The organism is Rhizobium sp. C104 (assembly GCF_022354505.1).
Taxonomy (GTDB): domain Bacteria; phylum Pseudomonadota; class Alphaproteobacteria; order Rhizobiales; family Rhizobiaceae; genus Rhizobium; species Rhizobium redzepovicii.
Genome location: NZ_CP092348.1, coordinates 1,324,420 through 1,343,601, shown reverse-complemented (window position 1 = coordinate 1,343,601; position 19,182 = coordinate 1,324,420). Strand labels below are relative to the sequence as shown.

Annotated in this window: 18 protein-coding genes, 1 tRNA gene and 1 pseudogene; 12 read left to right on the top strand and 8 right to left on the bottom strand. The window is 61.6% G+C overall.

The window, feature by feature from the left end; translation table 11 throughout:
* The first annotated feature begins 153 nt into the window (after positions 1-153).
* The 3 genes from MF410_RS07810 to MF410_RS07800 all read left to right on the top strand — a co-directional run bounded on the left by MF410_RS07810 (position 154) and on the right by MF410_RS07800 (position 2,268).
* Positions 154-1,329: a GGDEF domain-containing protein gene (locus MF410_RS07810; protein WP_131710952.1), complete on the top strand. Its 1,176-nt coding sequence runs from the start codon at positions 154-156 to the stop codon at positions 1,327-1,329.
* Between the two features lie 194 nt (positions 1,330-1,523).
* Positions 1,524-1,613 (top strand) — tRNA-Ser (locus MF410_RS07805).
* A 373-nt stretch (positions 1,614-1,986) separates the two neighbouring features.
* A complete protein-coding gene (locus MF410_RS07800) occupies positions 1,987-2,268 on the top strand; it encodes a hypothetical protein (protein ID WP_097628857.1) in 282 nt (93 codons plus the stop codon).
* A 722-nt stretch (positions 2,269-2,990) separates the two neighbouring features.
* Here MF410_RS07800 and MF410_RS07790 read toward each other — a convergent pair.
* Positions 2,991-4,466: an MFS transporter gene (locus MF410_RS07790; protein ID WP_097628856.1), complete on the bottom strand. Its 1,476-nt coding sequence runs from the start codon at positions 4,464-4,466 to the stop codon at positions 2,991-2,993.
* Between the two features lie 87 nt (positions 4,467-4,553).
* Here MF410_RS07790 and MF410_RS07785 point away from each other — a divergent pair, with 87 nt between their 5' ends.
* Both MF410_RS07785 and MF410_RS07780 read left to right on the top strand, forming a co-directional pair.
* Entirely contained in the window at positions 4,554-5,447 is an 894-nt protein-coding gene (locus MF410_RS07785) for a LysR family transcriptional regulator (protein ID WP_097628941.1), read from the top strand.
* A 118-nt stretch (positions 5,448-5,565) separates the two neighbouring features.
* On the top strand, positions 5,566-5,790 hold the full coding sequence (locus tag MF410_RS07780) for an alkylphosphonate utilization protein (protein WP_097628855.1): 225 nt from the start codon (positions 5,566-5,568) through the stop codon (positions 5,788-5,790).
* Here the strand turns inward: MF410_RS07780 and MF410_RS07775 are convergent.
* The 3 genes from MF410_RS07775 to MF410_RS07765 all read right to left on the bottom strand — a co-directional run bounded on the left by MF410_RS07775 (position 5,777) and on the right by MF410_RS07765 (position 8,211).
* Positions 5,777-6,619 (bottom strand): transglutaminase family protein, encoded by an 843-nt coding sequence (locus MF410_RS07775; RefSeq protein WP_097628854.1) that lies wholly within the window; start codon positions 6,617-6,619, stop codon positions 5,777-5,779. The two genes, MF410_RS07780 and MF410_RS07775, sit on opposite strands and share 14 nt — an antisense overlap.
* 100 nt (positions 6,620-6,719) lie before the next feature.
* On the bottom strand, positions 6,720-7,592 hold the full coding sequence (locus MF410_RS07770; protein WP_097628853.1) for a transglutaminase family protein: 873 nt from the start codon (positions 7,590-7,592) through the stop codon (positions 6,720-6,722).
* A gap of 463 nt (positions 7,593-8,055) precedes the next feature.
* Complete coding sequence (locus MF410_RS07765) at positions 8,056-8,211, bottom strand: entericidin (RefSeq protein WP_097628852.1); 156 nt, start codon at positions 8,209-8,211, stop codon at positions 8,056-8,058.
* Positions 8,212-8,883: 672 nt separating this feature from the next.
* Between MF410_RS07765 and MF410_RS07760 the strand changes: the two genes are divergently transcribed.
* Positions 8,884-9,138 (top strand): GlsB/YeaQ/YmgE family stress response membrane protein, encoded by a 255-nt coding sequence (locus MF410_RS07760; RefSeq protein WP_131710997.1) that lies wholly within the window; start codon positions 8,884-8,886, stop codon positions 9,136-9,138.
* 65 nt (positions 9,139-9,203) lie between these two features.
* On the opposite strand, the gene MF410_RS07755 is transcribed toward MF410_RS07760, so the two are convergent.
* Complete coding sequence (locus tag MF410_RS07755) at positions 9,204-9,485, bottom strand: hypothetical protein (RefSeq protein ID WP_003573046.1); 282 nt, start codon at positions 9,483-9,485, stop codon at positions 9,204-9,206.
* A 219-nt stretch (positions 9,486-9,704) separates the two neighbouring features.
* Between MF410_RS07755 and MF410_RS07750 the strand changes: the two genes are divergently transcribed.
* From MF410_RS07750 to MF410_RS07725, 6 genes and pseudogenes are all read left to right on the top strand, one after another.
* Positions 9,705-11,597: a peptidylprolyl isomerase gene (locus MF410_RS07750; RefSeq protein ID WP_131710998.1), complete on the top strand. Its 1,893-nt coding sequence runs from the start codon at positions 9,705-9,707 to the stop codon at positions 11,595-11,597.
* An 8-nt stretch (positions 11,598-11,605) separates the two neighbouring features.
* Positions 11,606-12,622 carry an anthranilate phosphoribosyltransferase gene (trpD, locus tag MF410_RS07745; protein WP_239620305.1) on the top strand — a complete coding sequence of 339 codons (1,017 nt, stop codon included), beginning with the start codon at positions 11,606-11,608 and terminating at the stop codon, positions 12,620-12,622.
* Between the two features lie 9 nt (positions 12,623-12,631).
* On the top strand, positions 12,632-13,444 hold the full coding sequence (trpC, locus tag MF410_RS07740) for an indole-3-glycerol phosphate synthase TrpC (protein ID WP_017994115.1): 813 nt from the start codon (positions 12,632-12,634) through the stop codon (positions 13,442-13,444).
* A 1-nt stretch (position 13,445) separates the two neighbouring features.
* Positions 13,446-13,943: a cyclic pyranopterin monophosphate synthase MoaC gene (moaC, locus tag MF410_RS07735; protein WP_012757521.1), complete on the top strand. Its 498-nt coding sequence runs from the start codon at positions 13,446-13,448 to the stop codon at positions 13,941-13,943.
* A pseudogene (gene glp / locus MF410_RS07730) lies at positions 13,940-15,164 on the top strand (gephyrin-like molybdotransferase Glp). Before moaC ends, glp begins: the two are co-directional and overlap by 4 nt.
* A gap of 104 nt (positions 15,165-15,268) precedes the next feature.
* Complete coding sequence (locus MF410_RS07725) at positions 15,269-15,901, top strand: hypothetical protein (protein WP_313903795.1); 633 nt, start codon at positions 15,269-15,271, stop codon at positions 15,899-15,901.
* 102 nt (positions 15,902-16,003) lie between these two features.
* On the opposite strand, the gene MF410_RS07720 is transcribed toward MF410_RS07725, so the two are convergent.
* The 3 genes from MF410_RS07720 to MF410_RS07710 all read right to left on the bottom strand — a co-directional run bounded on the left by MF410_RS07720 (position 16,004) and on the right by MF410_RS07710 (position 19,150).
* The gene (locus tag MF410_RS07720) at positions 16,004-16,669 is read right to left on the bottom strand and encodes a 50S ribosomal protein L11 methyltransferase (RefSeq protein WP_012757524.1); all 666 of its coding nucleotides are present in this window, start codon (positions 16,667-16,669) and stop codon (positions 16,004-16,006) included.
* Positions 16,670-16,694: 25 nt separating this feature from the next.
* Positions 16,695-17,129: a GNAT family N-acetyltransferase gene (locus tag MF410_RS07715; protein ID WP_012757525.1), complete on the bottom strand. Its 435-nt coding sequence runs from the start codon at positions 17,127-17,129 to the stop codon at positions 16,695-16,697.
* A 65-nt stretch (positions 17,130-17,194) separates the two neighbouring features.
* A complete protein-coding gene (locus tag MF410_RS07710) occupies positions 17,195-19,150 on the bottom strand; it encodes a DEAD/DEAH box helicase (RefSeq protein ID WP_239620303.1) in 1,956 nt (651 codons plus the stop codon).
* Positions 19,151-19,182 lie beyond the last annotated feature (32 nt).

Below are 19,182 nucleotides of genomic sequence, written 5' to 3'. Positions count from 1 at the left end.
ACGCGCCGACCCGCAAATTCCCGCCGGCCTGCGAAGCTCGTCAACACTAAAGAACAGCGATTGCCTCCGTCGCATTGTCCCGCAGCGTTCACCGAAAAGTAGATTTTAGCCGCTATTCCGGCCCCGCTTCTCATCTCATATCGGGTTCCGGCAATGGATCTTGCGACAGTCCTTCTTCTACACAAGTCTTCCTTCATCGTCGGAGCAATCTGCTTCTTCTACGTGAGATGGCGCTCTGGAGCGACGCCAGGGCTTGGCGTACTCGCCGTCGGTTTTTCCTTGCTCGCGATCGCCTCGACGCTGGCAGGTTTGGATGAGCGTCTTCACATGTCCAATAATGCCAGGACACTCTGGAGTTTTTCGCTTGGTGCCAATGGTTACGGGCTGATGGCGGTGGGTCTTTTTGGCCTCAGCCGGCGTCACAGCTCCCTTCGAGACTGGTGGCCGATGCTCCTGCCTGTCACCCTGACGCTTAGTGCGGCGATCACGCCGTGGTATGTGGACAATGGGCTCAGAGCATCCGTGTTCAACGGCAACGCCGCCCTTCTGCTGGCCTTGTCGGGGTTAGTGATCGCCCGCGACTTCTTTCAGGAGCGCCTTACTGCGCGGTTCGGTCTTTCCGTGGCTATTTTTGTCGCGACATCTCTCTCAGCTTTGGTCGTGGTCGGTTTCATCTTTCCGAACGATGCGCCTCTTCCCCCGCGCTACGCATTCTTTTTGCTGATTATCTGTCATTTCGCGGTGGCTCTGTTCGTGCTCGTGCTCGTACAGGAAAGAGCCGAAGAGAAGCTTACCAGACTTGCGAATACCGACATGCTGACCGGCGTTCCCAATCGGCAGCATTTCTTCAGCTCACTTCCCAAAAGCCTCGGGCCCGGAGACGCATTCGTCCTGATCGATATCGACTTTTTCAAGAGCGTGAACGATCGCTTCGGACACGACAAAGGCGATATTGTTCTCGTAAGTGTTGCTCGGACGATTGCTGACAGCATACCCCGGTCCAGCGTCTTTGGTCGGCTGGGCGGCGAGGAGTTCAGCCTCTTCCTTCGCGGCGAAACCGAAGCCTCTGCTTTCGCACTCGCGGAGCAGATACGTGAGGCGGTCAACGCCTTGAGTCTCGTCTTCGACGGAAAACAGGTCTCCCCGACCGTCAGCGCAGGTGTGGCGCTGTGGGAAGCGGGCCTCACGGAACTAGACGTCCAGAAGCGTGCGGATCAGGCGCTTTACAGCGCCAAAAATAACGGTCGCAACAGGGTGGAGTTGTTCACCGGCATGGAGTTGGTCAATAGCACCCCTGCACTGGAACTGCGATCGGCCCGCGCAGGCTGACAAACACCGGAGACTCGGTCACGCTCAGACTGACTGGCACGCCATAACGGAATGCCGGCAAATGCTGCAGAGCACGTTGACGCTGCTATCAAAGCTGCTAAAACCCAGCCATCGAGTGATTGGGGCGCAAACCGGCAGTAACTGCCGGTTGGAAGAAGTCAATGGAATGTGGTTTCTCAACCTTTCAATCAGATGGAAGAGTGTCCGAGTGGTTTAAGGAACCGGTCTTGAAAACCGGCGTGCGGGAAACCGTACCGTGGGTTCGAATCCCACCTCTTCCGCCAGCAACCTGTTGAAAAGCGTGTGTATTTTTCCAAACCTTCCGAGGTGATATTCCAACTCGCTTGCCATACAGTCAACGAAGATCTGCAATAATGCTGCGGCATCCAGACGCGCTGTCGGACCCATCGATAGCGTATAGCTGATGGCGCACAACGGACCGACGGAAGCTTAACGATTTGGGCGGCGCCTTTACACGAATCGCGGTGCTTGTTGTAGTGCTGAAATGATGCCTCGCTTCATTTGCATATGTCTATTGGTGCCCTTCCTCGGCGGCTGCGTCTATAGGTACTATCCGGCTCCTCCGATAAAGCATATGCCCGCATATCCTTCGGGTTGCGTCGACTGCAACAAGGCATCGCGGCCGGAGGAGAAACCATGACAACGCCCGACAGGGTCGCCCTGTGGCTGCCCTTCTGCCTGGTGGGCGGCATCTGTGGCTGGAGTTGGTATTGGTATGTCAGATCGATCATCTTCTATTATAAAAATGGCTTCGATTTCAGCGAAGATTTCGGACCCCAATTTTCGGAATTCCCTGATGATGATCGCTTTACTGCGAAGCCGAAAGAAAAATTCTTGATAGCTTGGCCCGTTTTCGTCGTTGTTAGCACAGCCAATTTGATCCCAATTACTTTAGGTCTGCTGGGGATCCTCAATTGAGGGCGGTAACCGCGCTGGGCGGACTATTCTGCCTCATAACCGCCGGACTATCAGTGTCGCGCAACCGTTTAGATGACGTGTGCCGCAACTTGCCGTCATGCGTCCACGCCCGACAGTCGGTTTCAGCAACAGGGCGCGGATCGACTAGGACCGCGTTTTGCAATCGACAGCAGGCTTGCGATGATCAGCTTTCCATCTTCTCCCGGCGTCCATTCGCGGAACGCTCGTTAAAGCCGGTTCCCACTCCCCGAGAAAGACGAGCTCGTTTCCTTTGCGCGCTGCGAGCAGCATGCCGCCGAATGATTCTGCAGACTAAGTGCGCGAGGCCGACACGCTCATTGTCACGAAGCCCGGCCGCCTCGCCCGTTCGACTGTCGATCTCCTTGCCATCAGCGATCTGTTGAGCCTCGCCCGTATTGCTGCACAGCAATCGCGATGGGGACTGAAGCCACAGCCGCTCACGAAAGCAGCGAATAGATCCAGACGCCAACAGAACCCCAAAAGATAGCCGGCATCACTATCATCCCCAAAATGATGATCTTGGTCACACTAAAAGCTCCGAAATTCGACTCATTCCGCAAAGCTATTGCAACGATCGAAGGTTGGTATGGGGCACGAAGTCCGGGACCGATCGGACCTTGGTCTGAGTTCTACGGCTGAATGCATAATCCCCTGGAGGAGAGCTTACTCGATAGATCCGGTTAGAGCGCTGCGGTTGCGGTTCATGCTCCTGCGGAACTGGTTCGCCGCCGGTAGGTCCCGGCCGCGATGGTCAACGCGATGGCGATCAATGCGGCTGCGACGCCGAAGGTGATCTGCATACCTGAATGAACGGCCTCGGGCCGTGCCGCGGCGATCTCTGAGCTCCCCGATCCATACGCGAACACGGCCCCCATGACGGATGCGCCGGTAATCAGCCCGAGATTGCGCGACAGGTTGAGCACGCCGGAGATGACGCCGCGCTGGTCGGGCTGCACATCCGCCACGACGGCCGTGTTGTTGGCCGCCTGGAACAACTGATAGCCTGATGTCAGCAGAGCGATTCCGGCGATGTAGCCGGCAATTCCGGGCAGCACGGCGAGAGCGATGGAACCGATGGCCATGGCGACGAGCCCTGCAGCAACCACGAAGGGCGTGTCCAGGCGATCGACCAGGCGACCGGCCGGGACACCGCTGAGGATCGAGATCACCGGACCGATCGACATGACGGTGCCAACCAGCGCCTCGTTGAGCCCGAGCGTACGGGAGAGATAGAAGGGCGCGACCACCAGCGTCGCCATCATCACAGTCGAGACGAGCCCGTTCATCGCCAGGCTGGCGGTGCGCACGCGGTCGCGGAACACCGCCAGCTGGATCAGCGGCGATGCCGTTCTCGCCTCGGCGAAGACGAAGAGACCGGCGCCGAAACCGGCAATGAGCAGCAGGGCGAGGTTCAACAGGCCAAAGCTGCCATGCCCGATCGTCATCGCCAGCGCATAGGCCGAAAGCGTCAAGGCAAGCAGCAGCGTGCCCACCATGTCGAAGCCGGCCCGATCCTTCTTCCTTCCGCCGATATCGTCCGGCAGATGGCGATAGGCGAGAACGAAGGTCGCCAAGCCGAGCGGCACGTTGACGAGGAAGATCGCCGGCCAACCGAAACAGGCGATCAGCAGACCGCCGAGCGAGGGCCCAAGAGCGGTGCCGATCGCCGACATCGTTCCGAGCAGCCCCATGGCGCTGCCGGTCCTCGTCTTCGGCACCGTTTCACCGACAAAGGCCATGGTCAGCGCCATCATGATTGCCGCGCCCAGACCCTGCAGCGCGCGCGCCGCGATCATCAGCCACAGCGTCGGCGCGAGGCTGCAGAGGACCGAGGCCAGAGTGAAGAGCAGGATGCCGGTGAGCAGCAGCCGTCGCCGGCCGGTGACATCGCCGAGCCGCCCGACGCTGACGATCAAAGTAGTAATGGCAAGGAGATAGGCGAGCACGATCCACTGGACATCCTGGAAGGCGGCGTCGAACCCCCGCGCCAGGCTCGGCAGGCCGACATTGGCGATGCTGGTGCCGAGCGATGGCAGCAGAATCGAGAGGGAAAGGCTGGCGAGTGCCCAGCGGACGGAATAGGGGCGTTCGGCGGCGGCCTCGCCGCGCTCTGTAATGATCGGTTTCACCGTAGACTCCGTTTTTCTCGCTCCGGAAAGGGAGCCGCCGGCAAACATAGTCCTCCGCGCGGTATGGCGGAACGCGCAGCATTTGCATTCTATTCGTGCGTTGGACGCCATATGAAGCTGTGTTATATCGGATGCATGTCGACACCCGATTTCAACCTGCTCGTCACCCTGGATGTGCTGCTCGTCGAGGGCAGCGTTGCCCGCGCCGCCCACAGGCTGCGGCTCAGCCCGTCGGCCATGAGCCGGGCGCTGGCGCGACTGCGCGAGACGACGGGCGATCCGCTGCTGGTGCGCGCCGGCCGCGGCCTCGTCCCCACGCCCCGAGCGCTCGAACTGCGCGAGCGGGTCGGCCGGATCGTCGAGGAAGCGCAAGCGGTGCTGCGCCCTGCCGAGGCGCTTGATCTCACACGGTTGGTCCGGACGTTCACGCTGCGCATCAGCGAAGGTTTCGCCGAGACCTTCGGACCCGATCTGATCGCCCGCCTCGGTGGTGAAGCGCCGGGCGTGCGGCTGCGCTTCGTGCAGAAACCGGATAAGGACAGCGCCCCGTTGCGCGACGGAACCGTCGACCTGGAAACCGGCGTCGTCGGCGAAACGATGGGGCCGGAGCTGCGGGCGCAGGCCTTGTTCCGCGACCGTTTCGTCGGCGTGGTGAGGATAGGGCATCCGCTCTGCCAGGGCGAGATCACGCCCGCCCGATATGTAGCCGGCCGGCACATCACCGTCTCGCGGCGCGGGCTCGACAAGGGACCGATCGATGAAGCTCTTGATGCGCTCGGGCTCGAACGCCAGATTGCCACCATCGTCGGCGGTTTTTCCACGGCGCTGGCGCTCGCCCGCGCCTCGGATCTGATCGCCTGTGTTCCGGAACGGCACACAGGCGCATTGCGCCGGGAAATGCACAGTTTTCCCTTGCCCGTTCCGATCCCCGAGATCACGCTTTCCTTGCTCTGGCATCCGAGGATGGATGCCGATCCGGGCCATCGCTGGCTGCGCGGCTGCGTTCGGGATGCCTGCGCGGCGACGTGATCGACTGGCGACGGAGCACCGCGGGCAGACGATCGATCCGTTCGTGATAGTTGACTATCCCATGTCGACGTGATTACCCGCCGAAGATCATTGAACGAATTTATCAGGCGGGAACATCATGGCCGACGACATCATCATAAAGGATAGTAACGGAAGCCAGCTTCATGACGGCGATTCCGTGACGCTGATCAAGGACCTCAAGGTCAAGGGAACTTCCGAGACGCTGAAGCGTGGAACATTGGTCAAGGGCATTCGCCTGACCGACAATCCCGGCGAGATCGAATGCAACACCAAGCAGGTCAAGGGTCTGGTGTTGAAAACGGAATTCCTCAAGAAGGCATAGGATCGGCCTTATCAGCCGCTTCCTGCGGCACTTCCTCGGTGATCACCTCGAAGCGGCAAAGCACTGCCGGCCCGAAGGCTGTCGACATTGCGACGTCGGTGGCGTCGCGGCCGGTCCCCATGAGGATCCTGCCGATGCGCGGTGTGTTGTGGCGGGCATCGACCGTATGCCAGTGGCCGCCGAGAAAGACCTCGAACCAGGCGCTGAAATCCATCGGATTGGGATCGATCGGAACGCCGATATCGCCGAGATAGCCGGTGCAATATCGGGCTGGAATATTCATGCATCGGCAAAGCGCGATGGCGAGATGGGCAAAGTCGCGGCAGACACCTGCCTTGTCGACGAAGCCGCCATGCGCGGTCCGCAGCAGGTCGGCCTTCAGGTAGTCGAAGGTGATGTGGTCGTGGACGAAATCGCAGATCGCCTGGACACGCGCCCAGCCAAGCGGCGTCGATGAAAAGGTTGCCCAGGCGAAATCGGCAAGCCTGTCGGTGTCGCAATAGCGGCTGCCGAGCAGGAAGACGAGCACCTCGTCCGGCAGGTCGTTGATCGCGTGCTGGACGGCATCGTCGGGAACGACGTCGGGCTGGCCGCTGTCGTAAATCTCGAACTCGGTGGAAATCGTCGTCACTCCAGCCGGGGCGACGATCCGGCTGCAGGCATTGCCGAAACCGTCGGTATATTCCCAGGCCTCGATCGGCCGGTCGAAATCCAGCACCTGCTCGCTGAGAAGATCGGCGCGGCGGGAAGGATGAATGTTGAGGGCGAGCAGCATCGGCGTCGGCTGTATGCATTCATAGCCCAGATGAAACCCGGCGCGTATTTTCATGGTGGCGTCCTCGCATCCCGCCCAGATGGCGTGACTATGCAACGTCGATCGTGCTGCCCGGTTCCCGCAGCCGCGACCGTCGCCGCGCTCAAATCGAGGATTACTTGGTGGTGACGTTGACCTGCACCGTCATGCTGTCGAAATCCGTCCCATCGCCATCATAGCTGCCGCTTAACGGGACGGCCTGGCGCGGATCGCGGGCGACGGCGACGCGAATGAGATCGCGGTTGCCGACGATCCCGTTGGTCGGATCGAACTCCGCCCAGCCGGCGCCGGGAAGGTAAACCTGGCACCATGCATGGGTGGAGCCGCCGCCGAGCACGGTGGAGCCGTCCCGGTCGGGAACATAGACATAGCCCGTCACAAACCGCGCGGCGAGGCCGAGGACGCGTGCGGCTTCCATCATCAGCAGCGCGAAATCCCTGCAGGTGCCGGAGCGAAGCTGCAAAGTCTGCAGCGGCGTCTGCGTTCCGTGCTCCATCCGGCGGGCATAAGCGAAGCTTTCGCGAATGGCGTAACAGAGCGTCATCAGCATATGCCCGGTTTCCGTCGGACGCCCCTGGCGGACGAACTGGCGCGCCCAGCGTCCGACCTCGTCGTTGGGGTCGGGATAATGGCGCTGCATCGCCGGCGTCAGATCGGCAATCTCGTCCTTGTCGTAGGAGAATGGATAGGTCAGCGCCTGATCGTCGACCTTGAGATCGAGGGCAACCTGGGGCGTATGATCGAGCGTGATCCAGGTTTCGAAACGAAGCTCGGACGCCGGCCTCGAAATATCGATGAGCGCCACGCAATTGCCGAAAACATCGTGGATCCAGCGCACATGGCTTTCCTCGGGATATATCGCCAACGACGCTTCGATCAGCCGCTGGTCGAAACTGTCGCGCGGCCGGAACATCAAGCGATGCTCGCCGAAATCGACATCCCTGACGTAACGATAGGACGTGATGTGGCGGACGGAGAAAATCGTCATAGGCCGGCTATCCTCCGCGTGAGGCGCGCCCTGCCCGCTTCCTGCTTATCCCGATTTCTTGTCATATAAGCACATTCGAAAGATTGCTATTCTGCATCAACCGATCGACGGCAGAGCCCGTCCAACCTAAGAGGATAAAATGCATATCATCTGGGACGTTCTGACGCTTATGCTGACAATCGGCTCGCTCTATGGCGGTCGCGAATACCGGATTATTCGTGCCCGTGCCCGCGCCCAGAACTGGGGCAACTTCTGATCCGATTCCGAAGCCTGATCGTATAGGCTGCTGCTGGAACGGTGGCGGATACGTCGAATGACGTAAAGCCAAGCGCTTAAGGAAGTGCATTATTAGCAGAGACGGCGTCTATCCGTCCATTCCTCCTGTTATTGCCAGCCCGCCTCACCCCAGGCGGGCTTTTTTCGCCGTGATTCTTTTCCCGCGCCATACTTCTTGGCGCCCGCCTTACTTCTTGGCGCCTGCGGAAAGCACCCGATGTGTCGCATTGTCCATGGCGTGGCTCGCCTCCTGTCCATCCTTCTTCAGCCCGTATGCGGTGTTGCCGCAGCCGGAAAGTGTGAGCAGGTAAATGCAGGCGAAGGCGATTGCAGTTTTTGTCATCAAGTTTTCCCCGGATGGAATGGCGATCAGGGAAAGATGATGCAATCCCCGGCAAAATCAATCCGCGGGCGTTTAGCGCGAACCGCATCGGGAACTCAATGGCGCCACCGGCGTTTATGGAAGCCATCCAACCGGGGTTCACGACATGGATTATCAGATTGCCTTCGCCGCGACCGTTGCGACAGCCTCCTTCCTCGTCTTCATGCTCGTCGTCCACCGGACATAGAGGTTGCTGCCGCCAGTCAGCTTCCGCAAACCGCCGAGCGCGATGGACCCGGATCCTTGCGCGCGCACTCTCAAATGACAGACAAGCAACATTTCAATTTCTGCAAGTATTTCAGCATTCGCCAATGTAATACATTTTAGTTAAATGCCATACTTAACTATTCATTAATAATATACTTGCGCGTCGTCCGCTTCCGCTTATGCTTTATGCAAAGGGGGAGAGGAACAATGTTTACCAAAAGCCTGATCATGCCGTTAGGTTTCGCGATGATTGCCATTGCCGGCCTGTTGTTCCAGATTGCTTCATACGCCTTGCACTCCCCTGTTACCGTGCTGCAGCCGTAAGTCACATAAGTCGCTGAAGCGGCAGGCAATCTCGTAACTGGGAGTGGAACTTCCTTTCGTTTCGTGCATTCTGTGACTCGTTTTGCCAGGAGGGAGATAACCATGGAAAACGCAGGCGTGGGTTGGATTGCAGCCATTATCATCGGTGGCATCGCCGGATGGCTGGCGGAAAAGGTCATGAGCAGCAATATGGGTTTGCTCATGAACATATTGCTCGGCATCGTCGGCGCTATCGTTGCCAACTGGATCCTTGGTCTGTTGCACATCCAGCCGCTGGCCGGTTGGCTGGGTTATCTGATCACCGGCTTCGTCGGTGCCTGCATTCTGATTTTCGTCGGCCGCGTCATCCGTCGCTGATTGCCGCAGACATAGTTAAAAGCCGGGCGCTTCGCGTCCGGCTTTTCTCTGTCTCGAATTGTCTTTCAGCGGCGGCTCAACAGGCCGAAAACATAGGCGATGCCTGCCGTCACCGCGAGCGCCATGAGCGGTTCTTCACGAACCTTGTCGCGCAGTTGCTCCGTCATCAACGACGCCTCGTCGGTAACCGCCGACTTTGCCCCCTGCCCGAGCGCGACCACGCTTTCCGTCAGCCGGGAGAGATCGTTGCGAAGGGCTGCGACCTGCGCCGACAGGTCGTCTGCTGCCATATCAGCCTTGACGCGTGCAGCGGTGGATTCGGCGGAAGCGGTTTTCAATTCAGCCATGGTCTGCTCCTGTTGCATGGGATGCCGCTTCAACGAAATGGCGGCCCGAAAGGTTCCGCCGCAGCCGATCTTTTGTTGGCCGCAGGGCCGCCACGCGGCCACCGCCGCCCGGCGCAGCTTTTCGCGCGACAAACTCTTCATTTCCTGTCGGGTTTGTTCTAAGGAACGTCGAATGTCCGCCCGCGCGCGGCTCAATGATACTGCGAGGTTTGCGTTTCTATGTTCCATATCCTGAGAAGAGCCGCTCAGACCTGGGTCGCCAAGCTGCTGATGCTTCTGCTGGTCGCGTCGTTCGGCATCTGGGGCGTCTCCCGGTCGCTGATTACCGGCAGCAACAGCACCACGGTCGTGACCGTCGGCGATCAGCATGTGGACGTCAACGAATTCCACCTCGCCTACCAGCGCCAGGTGGCAAGTCTCGGCCAGCAGTTCGGCACGCGTCTCACTCCGGAACAGGCTCGCGCTTTCGGCGTCGAGCAGCAGGTGCTTTCCCAGCTCGTCGCCGGCGCCTCGCTCGACCAGCTCGCCGAAGACATGAACCTCGGCCTGTCCGAAGATCGCCTCGCCCAGCTGATCGCCGACGATCCGGCTTTCAAGGCTGTCAACGGCAAATTTGACCGAGAACTCTTCATCTCGCGCCTGCGCAACGCCAATATCCGCCAGGACGATTACATCAAGGAGCGCAGCAAGGTCGCTGTCCGCAGCCAGGTCGTCGATGCCATCTCGAACGGCTTCACCGCGCCGAAGACGCTGGTCGACGCTCTGAAGCTCTATGGCAATGAAAGCCGCAGCATCGACTATCTGCTGCTCACCAACGCCAATATCGAGCCGATCAAGGCGCCTGCCGACGACGTGCTGGCGACGTGGTTCGATGGCGTCAAGCAGCGCTACCAGGCGCCTGAATACCGCAAGCTCGTCTATCTCTCGCTGCAGCCCGCCGATATCGCCGACGCCGCGACCGTCACCGACGACCAGATCCACGAAGCCTTCGACAAGAGCAAGGATACCTACCGCACGCCGGAAAGCCGCACAATCGAACAGCTGACCTTCACCAGCAAGGATCTTGCCGCTGCCGCCGAAACCGCACTGAAGAGCGGCACTAGCTTCGATCAGCTGGTCTCCGACCAGGGCAAGACGGCAAGCGACGTGCTGCTCGGCGAATTCACCAAGGACAAGGTTCCCGACCAGGCCGTTGCCGATGCGGCCTTCGCCGTTTCGAAGGACGGCGGCACGACACCTGTCGTCGAGGGCTCCTTCGGCTCCGTCATCCTTCGCATCACCAACATCAAGCCGGAAACCACCAAGAATTTCGACGAGGTGAAGGAAGACATCCGCAAGCAGCTGGCGCTTTCCAACGCTTCGCAGGAAGTGATCAACGTTCATGACCGCATCGAGGATTTGCGCGCCGGCGGCGCCACGCTTGAGGATATTGCCGGCCAGCTGAAGCTCAAGGCCGTGACCGTCGACGCCGTCGATATGACCGGCGCCGACAAGGACGGCAAAGAGGTCAAGGATATTCCCGTCAAGCAGCAATTGCTCGGCGAAGCCTTCAAGACCGAGGTCGGCGTCGATGCGCCGCCGCTGCCGATTGGCAATGACGGCTATGTCTGGTTCAACGTCCGCGAAATTACCCCGACCCGCGAGCGCCCGGTCGCCGAAGTGCGCGAAAAGGCGGTCGAAGACTGGACGGCGGAACAGCAGAAGGCCGAACTTGCCAAGAAGGCCGAGGCGTTGAAGGCCGAAGCCGCCAAGGGCACCGCGCTTGCCGATATTGCAACGCCGCTCGGCATCGCCGTCGAAAGCAAGAGCGGCCTCACCCGCGCCACCGATGATCCGGTGCTTGGCCGCGCCGGCGTCACCGCCGCCTTCTCCGGCCCCGTCGATGCGGTCGCGAGTGCCGTCGGCGCCGATCCGTCGACGCAGATCCTGATGAAGGTCACCGAGGTCAACAGCGAGCCGACTAGCGACGCGCTGAACAACCGCGATGCCCAGATCACCGCCATGGCCAACGCCGCCGGCGACGATATTCTCGATCAGATGGTCAACGTGCTGCAGACGCAGTACGGCGCGCAGATCAACCAGACGCTCGCCGAGCAGGCGACGCTTCGTTAGGAGGCCCTATGACCGATCTGAAGCCGTTCCTGGCCAAGGCCGCAAGCCGCGAGCCGCTGACGCGTGACGAGGCCCGCGCCGCCTTCGACATCCTGATGTCCGGCCAGGCGACGCCCTCGCAGATCGGCGGCTTCCTGATGGCGCTGCGTGTGCGCGGTGAAACCGTCGACGAGATCGTCGGCGCCGTCACCGCGATGCGCTCGAAGATGCTGACCGTCGAAGCGCCGGCCGATGCGATCGACATTGTCGGCACCGGCGGCGATGCCAGCGGCACCTACAATATCTCGACGCTGGCGGCGCTCATCGTCGCCGGCGCCGGAGTCCCCGTCGCAAAACACGGCAACCGGGCGCTGAGCTCGAAATCGGGCGCGGCGGACAATCTCGCCGCACTCGGCGTCAAGCTCGATGTCGGCCCTGAGATCATCTCTCGCTGCATCGCCGAGGCCGGCGTCGGCTTCATGTTCGCGCAGCTTCATCATTCCGCCATGCGCCATGTCGGCCCCTCAAGGGTCGAGCTCGGCACGCGGACGATCTTCAACCTGCTCGGGCCGCTCTCCAATCCGGCCGGCGTTCGCCGCCAACTGCTCGGCGTCTTCTCGCCGCAATGGCTGGTGCCGCTTGCCGAAGTCATGCGCGATCTCGGCTCCGAATGCGTCTGGGTCGTCCATGGCGACGGCCTCGACGAGATCACTACCACCGGCGTCACACAAGTGGCGGCACTCGAAGACGGCAAGATCCGCACCTTCGAGCTTTCGCCCGCCGATTTCGGCGTCAGCCCTTGCGTGCTTGCGGATATCAAGGGCGGTGACGGTGTCGCCAACGCCGCGGCCCTTCGCGAGGTGCTCGGCGGCGCCAAGAATGCCTATCGCGATGTCTCGCTCGCCAATGCCGCCGCCTCGCTCGTCATCGCCGGCAAGGTCGAGACGATCCGCGACGGCATGACGCTGGCCACGCAGTCGCTGGATAGTGGCTCCACCGCGCTCGCCCTCGACAAACTCATCGCCGTTTCCAACGATATCGACTAGGATTGCCCGATGACCGATATCCTGAAGAAGATCGAACTCTACAAGCGCGAAGAGATCGCCGTTGCCAAGGCGACAGTGTCGCTTGCCGATCTGAAGGCGATGCAGACCGGCCAGTCCGCCCCGCGCGGCTTCCACAAGGCGCTCATTGCCAAGCGTGATGCCGGCCGCTTCGGCCTGATCGCCGAAATCAAGAAGGCAAGCCCCTCGAAGGGCCTCATTCGCCCGGATTTCGATCCACCGTCGCTGGCCAGCGCCTATGAGGCCGGCGGTGCCGCCTGCCTTTCGGTGCTGACCGACAGTCCGAGTTTCCAGGGCGCGCCGGAATTTCTGACAGCCGCCCGTGCTGCCTGCGCGCTGCCGGCGCTGCGCAAGGATTTCATGTTCGAGACCTATCAGGTGCACGAGGCCCGCGCCTGGGGCGCCGATTGCATCCTCTTGATCATGGCCTCGCTGTCCGACGATGAAGCCGAACGCCTGCAGGACGAGGCCTTCGCCCTCGGCATGGACGTGCTGGTCGAAGTCCACGACGCAGAGGAGATGGAGCGGGCGCTGAAACTCTCCTCGCCGCTCATCGGCATCAACAACCGCAATCTGCGTACTTTCGAGGTCAGCCTCACCGTCAGCGAGGCGCTTGCCCCCATGGTGCCTGATGACCGGCTCCTGGTTGGCGAAAGCGGCATCTTCACCCATGCCGATTGCCAGCGCCTGCAGGCCGTCGACATCAATACCTTCCTTGTCGGGGAGAGCCTGATGCGCAAGGAGGACGTCGCCGCCGCCACCCGCGCACTGCTCTTCGGCGAAGCCGCCATCGCGGCCGAATGATATGAGCGGCGCAAAGCCCGGTCTGACCCATATCGGTGCCTCCGGCGAGGCACATATGGTCGATGTCTCCGATAAGGCCGAGACGGTGCGCATCGCCACTGCCGAGGGCCATGTGAAGATGGCGTCGGAAACGCTTGCTCTCATCGTCCAAGGAAATGCCAAGAAGGGTGATGTGATCGGCACGGCGCGCCTTGCCGGCATCATGGCGGCAAAACGCACCGCCGATCTCATCCCGCTCTGCCATCCGCTGATGCTGACGAAGGTCACGGTCGAGATCGAGGAAGATGCCGCCCTGCCCGGCCTGCGCGTTACGGCGACCGCCAAGCTGACCGGCAAGACCGGTGTGGAGATGGAGGCGCTGACCGCCGTCTCGGTCGCTTGTCTGACGATCTACGACATGGCCAAGGCCGCCGATAAGGCAATGGAGATCGGCGGCATCCGGCTTCTTGAAAAGTCCGGCGGAAAATCCGGCGATTTCCGTCATCCGGAGGCAAGATGAACCTTCTCCCGGTCGCCGACGCCCTGAACCGCTTGCTCTCTCGCGCAAAACCCACTGCTGCGTCCGAGACGCTGCCGCTCGCCGAGGCCGAAGGCCGCGTCCTGGCCGTCGATCTCAAGGCCGGGATAACCCAACCGCCCTTCAACGCCTCGGCCATGGATGGTTATGCGCTGCGCCGTGACGATGCGCCGGAGCCGGGCGCCGTGCTGAAGGTCATCGGCACATCTTCAGCCGGCCATGCCTTTGAAGGAAGCGTCGGCAAGGGCGAGACCGTCCGCATCTTCACCGGCGCGCCTGTTCCGTCGGGCGCCGACAGCGTCCTGCTGCAAGAGGATGCCGAGAAGATCGAGGGCGGCATCCGAACCAATTTCCCGGTGCGGAAGGGCCAGCACGTGCGTCCCCGCGGCCAGGATTTTGCCGAGGGCGAAGCGGTGCTGCCGGCTGGCACCGTGCTCGATTTCTCGCGGCTGACAGTCGCTGCCGGCATGAACCGGCCTGATGTCGAAGTGCTGCGGCGCCCGCTGATCGCCATCCTCGCGACCGGCGACGAACTGCTGCCGCCCGGAAGCACGCCCGGCCCTTCACAGATCATCGCATCCAATACGTTTGGTATTGCAGCCCTTGCCCGCAAAGCCGGCGCCGATGTGCTCGATCTCGGTATCGTGCCTGACGACAAGGCCAGGATCACCGCGGCGATCGACACGGCCCGGGATGCCGGGGTCGATGTGATCGTCACGCTCGGTGGCGCTTCGGTCGGCGACCATGATCTGGTGCAGGCCACGCTGATCGAAGCCGGCATGCAACTGGATTTCTGGCGCATCGCCATGCGTCCCGGCAAACCGCTGATGGTCGGCAGCTTCGGCGAGACCCATGTGCTCGGCCTGCCCGGCAATCCGGTCTCGAGCCTCGTCTGCTCGCTGCTTTTCCTGGAACCGCTGATCCGCAAACTCGCCTCCCTGCCGCCGGTGCAGCGCGAGACAACCGTCGAGGCGGCCACCCCGCTGCGCGCCAACGACCACCGTCAGGACTATATCCGGGCAAAACTGTCAAAATCCGCCGCCGGCCACTGGCTCGCCGAGCCTTTCGGCAAGCAGGATTCCTCGATGATGAAGGTCTTCGCCGCAGCCGATTGCCTCGTCATCCGCCCGCCACATGCGCCGGAGACTGCTGGCCGGAGCGCCCTGCCCGGTCATGCTGTTGCGGCCGGACCTTCTGGCCTGATATTACAGTGTAATTTATTTCCACGTTTGAGCGTATACCGCTTCTGCCTGATGATGAACGCGCAGGAGCCACGTTTGTAGGTGATGCCAATGTTATCTAGCTGCATGATGTCGGCTGTCGTCCTTCTCACGGCCTATTCGTCCGCCGTTGCGGCGGTAGAAGGAGGCCCCGCACTGGAGCCCCCTGCTAACACCAACGCTCCCTGGGCGATTGACTGGTTAAGCTCCGATTTGAAAGACGCAGCGACGCCAAGAACTCTGGTACTTTGCTCGGATCGTATGGACGAGCAGCTCAGACGATATCGGTCGCTGATTGAAAAACTCAGTGTGCTGAAAGGCCATACGATCCTGGATGGAAGCAAGCCTATGGCACGCAAGCAACAAGCCGGATCCATCGGTTACATCATCATCGCGCATCGGGGCAACGAGGACCTTGCCGTAAACAGTTGCGCTACGAACTACCCTGAAGTTCGAGCATTTGTGACCGATTTCATGGAAAAGGAGCTATTGGCTCAACAAAATGACGTTCAAGACCTGATACGACTTGGAATCTTGCCGAAGAGTGCAACGCCGCGTCAATGCTTTGGAAAAACCTATTATCCGCCAGAGGGGACAACGACTTGGCAGGCGGACGTTAACATCGACGGTTCCACCGATGATAGATGTCTCGACGAGTTCGTTCCGGTCACTTTCGGCATCAATCCCAATTACTGTAGTTCATCCGCTGCCTGCCGCTGATGCAAAAAAATAAAGGCCAGCCCGCAGGCATCGGCCACGCGGTCATTTGTCTGCTGACGATGAGGTAATGCGGGCAGCTAGGCTAAATGTTGATCTCGCCTTTCAGCTATTGCCGGAGAGCGAGAAGACGACCGCCTGCACAGCCTTGCCCCCCTTGCCCGCCCCGAAATCCGCAACCGCATGGGTGGCGATTCGCCTGAATTCGTCCTGCGGTAGGTAGGCCCGCTCGGGATCGCCGATCAGCACCTCGATGCCGCGCGCCTGGCAACGCCGCAGGAAGGCCATCACCCGCAAGGCTAGCCCTGGATCGTAGAACAGATCGCCGACAACGAGGAGGTCTGTCTCTGGCGGCGAATCCCCAATGATATCCGCGGCGACGGCAACGATGTTGACGCCGTTAGTCGCTGCGTTGAGGCCGATCGCGGCAATGGCATTAGCATCGATGTCGACCGCCGTCACCGTAGCTGCTCCGGCCTTTGCCGCCGCGATAGCGACGAGCCCGGAGCCGGCGCCGAGATCGAGGACACGGCGACCCACGACTATTTCCGGCCGGTCGAGCAGATGGCGGGCAAGCACGGCGCCGCCGGCCCAGGGATAGGCCCAGTAAGGCGGCGGATCGGCCTCTCTGCGGCCGGAAAGCCGCCAGAGCCCGCTCGCAGGCCCTGCCGTATGAAGGCAAATCTCCGGGATAGCGGGAACCGGTGATATCGGCAGGTTGGCCTTGATGAAGGCGGCCGGATCGGGATTCGGCATACCGGGGCGTTTCATCGGCATCTGCTCCTGCCGCCGAAGCTCAGTAGTTCTTCATGGCAAGGTGCGGCATCCCGCCGTCAAGAAATTCCGCGCCATAGGCAACGAAGCCAAAACGCTCGTAGAGCGGCAACTTGTCCGCCTGCGCTGTCAGATAGAAGCGGTTGTCGCGGGCAGCGCGATGCAGGTCCATCGCTTGCCCGATCATTGCGGCTGCAACGCCTTGGCCGCGCCATTGGCTTGCAACCGCAACCCGCCCGATCTTCACATGTTCCTCGGCGTAGATGATCCGCAACGTGCCGGAGACCTCGCCTGCCGTGACGGCAACGAGATGATGGGCGCTGAGATCGTCGGCATCGAATTCCTCGGCTTCGGGAACCTTCTGCTCATACACGAAAATAGCGCGCCGCAGCCGGAAGGCCTCATTGCAGAGCGTACTGAAAACCGGGACGCTGAGGATCGCCGTTTCCATCACCATCCTTGCCTCCCTCAGGGATACGGCCCAAAGCCCTCCGCCGGACCAGCGTAGGGCTGCCGGCATAATCAGCCGGGCTTCTTCTTCGAGAACTTAGCTTTTGGTCCGGCGCCGCCCTTACCCTCATATCTTGGGGCGTCGGATCTTGGGCCTTCGTATTTCGGCTTGTCGGACTTCGGGCCATCGAACGCGGGCTTGCCCGGCTTCTTGCTCCAGGGCTTGCTATCCCGTTTGTCCCCGCCGCTATTATCGGCCGCGGCATATCCGCCGCCCGGACCCTTGCCGAACTTGTTCTTCGGCCGCTCGCCGCGGAATGTGTCGTCCGGCCGCTCGTCGCGAGATGGCTTGCCGGCATAGGGTTTTGGCGCAGGCGCCCGGCTGAAATCCGGCGTGCCGGAGAGCTTGGTCACGCGGATGCCGCGTTCGAGCGCCTTGTTCGGGCCGATCGCCGCCAGGAAGCTTTCGGCGCTCGCTGCCGCGATCTCCACGAAGGTTTCCTCGGGCTGCATCTTGATCGCGCCGATTTCGCGCTTCGTGACATTGCCGTTGCGGCAGAGCATCGGGATCAGCCAGCGCGGCTCGGCATTCTGCTTGCGGCCGACCGAAACGGAGAACCAGACGCTGGCGCCGAAATCCTCGCGCGGTCCCTTCTGCGCCGGCTCGTAAGGCTCCGCATTGTCGCGACGCTTGCGGCTGCCCCCGTCCTGCACGGTGACCTCGATCAGGTCCTCCGGCGCCGAATGGTTAGTGCGGTAGAGACGCAGGAAGGCGGCGGCGAGCTTTTCGGCGCCGTGGCTGGAAAGCAGCTGCTGCACCAGCCCCTGTTCTTCCTCCTGCGGCGCTTCGCTGAAGATCGGATCGGCAAGCAGCCGTTCGTCGTCGCGCTCATTTACCTCTTCGGCCGACGGCGGCCGCGCCCAGGCGGCCGAAATGCCGGCATTCTCAAGCAGGCGCTCAGCCTTGCGCCGTGCATTCAGCGGCACGATCATGGCGCTGATGCCCTTGCGGCCGGCCCGGCCGGTGCGGCCGCTGCGGTGCAGCAGCGTGTCCGGATTGGTCGGCAGGTCGGCATGGATGACGAGATCGAGACCCGGCAGATCGATACCGCGAGCAGCGACGTCGGTCGCGATGCAGACGCGGGCGCGCCCGTCACGCATCGCCTGCAGCGCATGGGTGCGTTCATTCTGCGTCAGCTCGCCGGAAAGCGCTACGACGGAGAAATTGCGGTTGTTGAAGCGCGCGGTCAGATGATTGACGGCAGCGCGCGTCGAGCAGAAGACGATGGCGTTGGTCGCCTCGTAATAACGCAGCACGTTGATGATCGCATTCTCGCGGTCGCTCGGCGCCACCATCAGCGCGCGATATTCGATATCGACATGCTGTTTTGCCTCAGCCGCGGTGCTGATCCGCACGGCGTTGCGCTGATAGCTTTTGGCAAGCTTGGCGATCGCCGCCGGCACTGTTGCCGAAAACATCAGCGTCCGGCGCTCGTCCGGCGCCGAATCGAGAATGAATTCCAGATCTTCGCGGAAGCCGAGATCGAGCATCTCGTCGGCCTCGTCGAGCACGGCGGCCTTCAGTTCCGACATGTCGAGCGCCCTGCGGCGGATATGGTCGCAAAGACGGCCGGGCGTGCCGACGACGATATGGGCGCCGCGTTCGAGCGAGCGGCGCTCGCTGCGGATGTCCATGCCGCCGACACAGCTGGCGATCACCGCGCCGGTCATCTCATAGAGCCATTCGAGCTCCCGCTTCACCTGCAGGGCGAGTTCGCGCGTCGGGGCGATGACAAGCGCAAGCGGCGCGCCGGCATTGCCGAAGCGTTCCCCGCCCTCAAGCAGCGTCGGCGCCAGCGCCAGGCCGAAGGCGACGGTCTTGCCCGAACCGGTCTGGGCCGAGACCAGCGCGTCGGAGGCGGCGAGGTTGGGATCGAGCATCGCCTTCTGCACCGGGGTGAGTTCGGCGTAACCGCGCTTCTGCAACGCCTTGGCGATCGCCGGAACGACGCCGTTGAATTCTGTCATGAGTTCGATCTTTCGGAGCTGTCAGGCGCGAA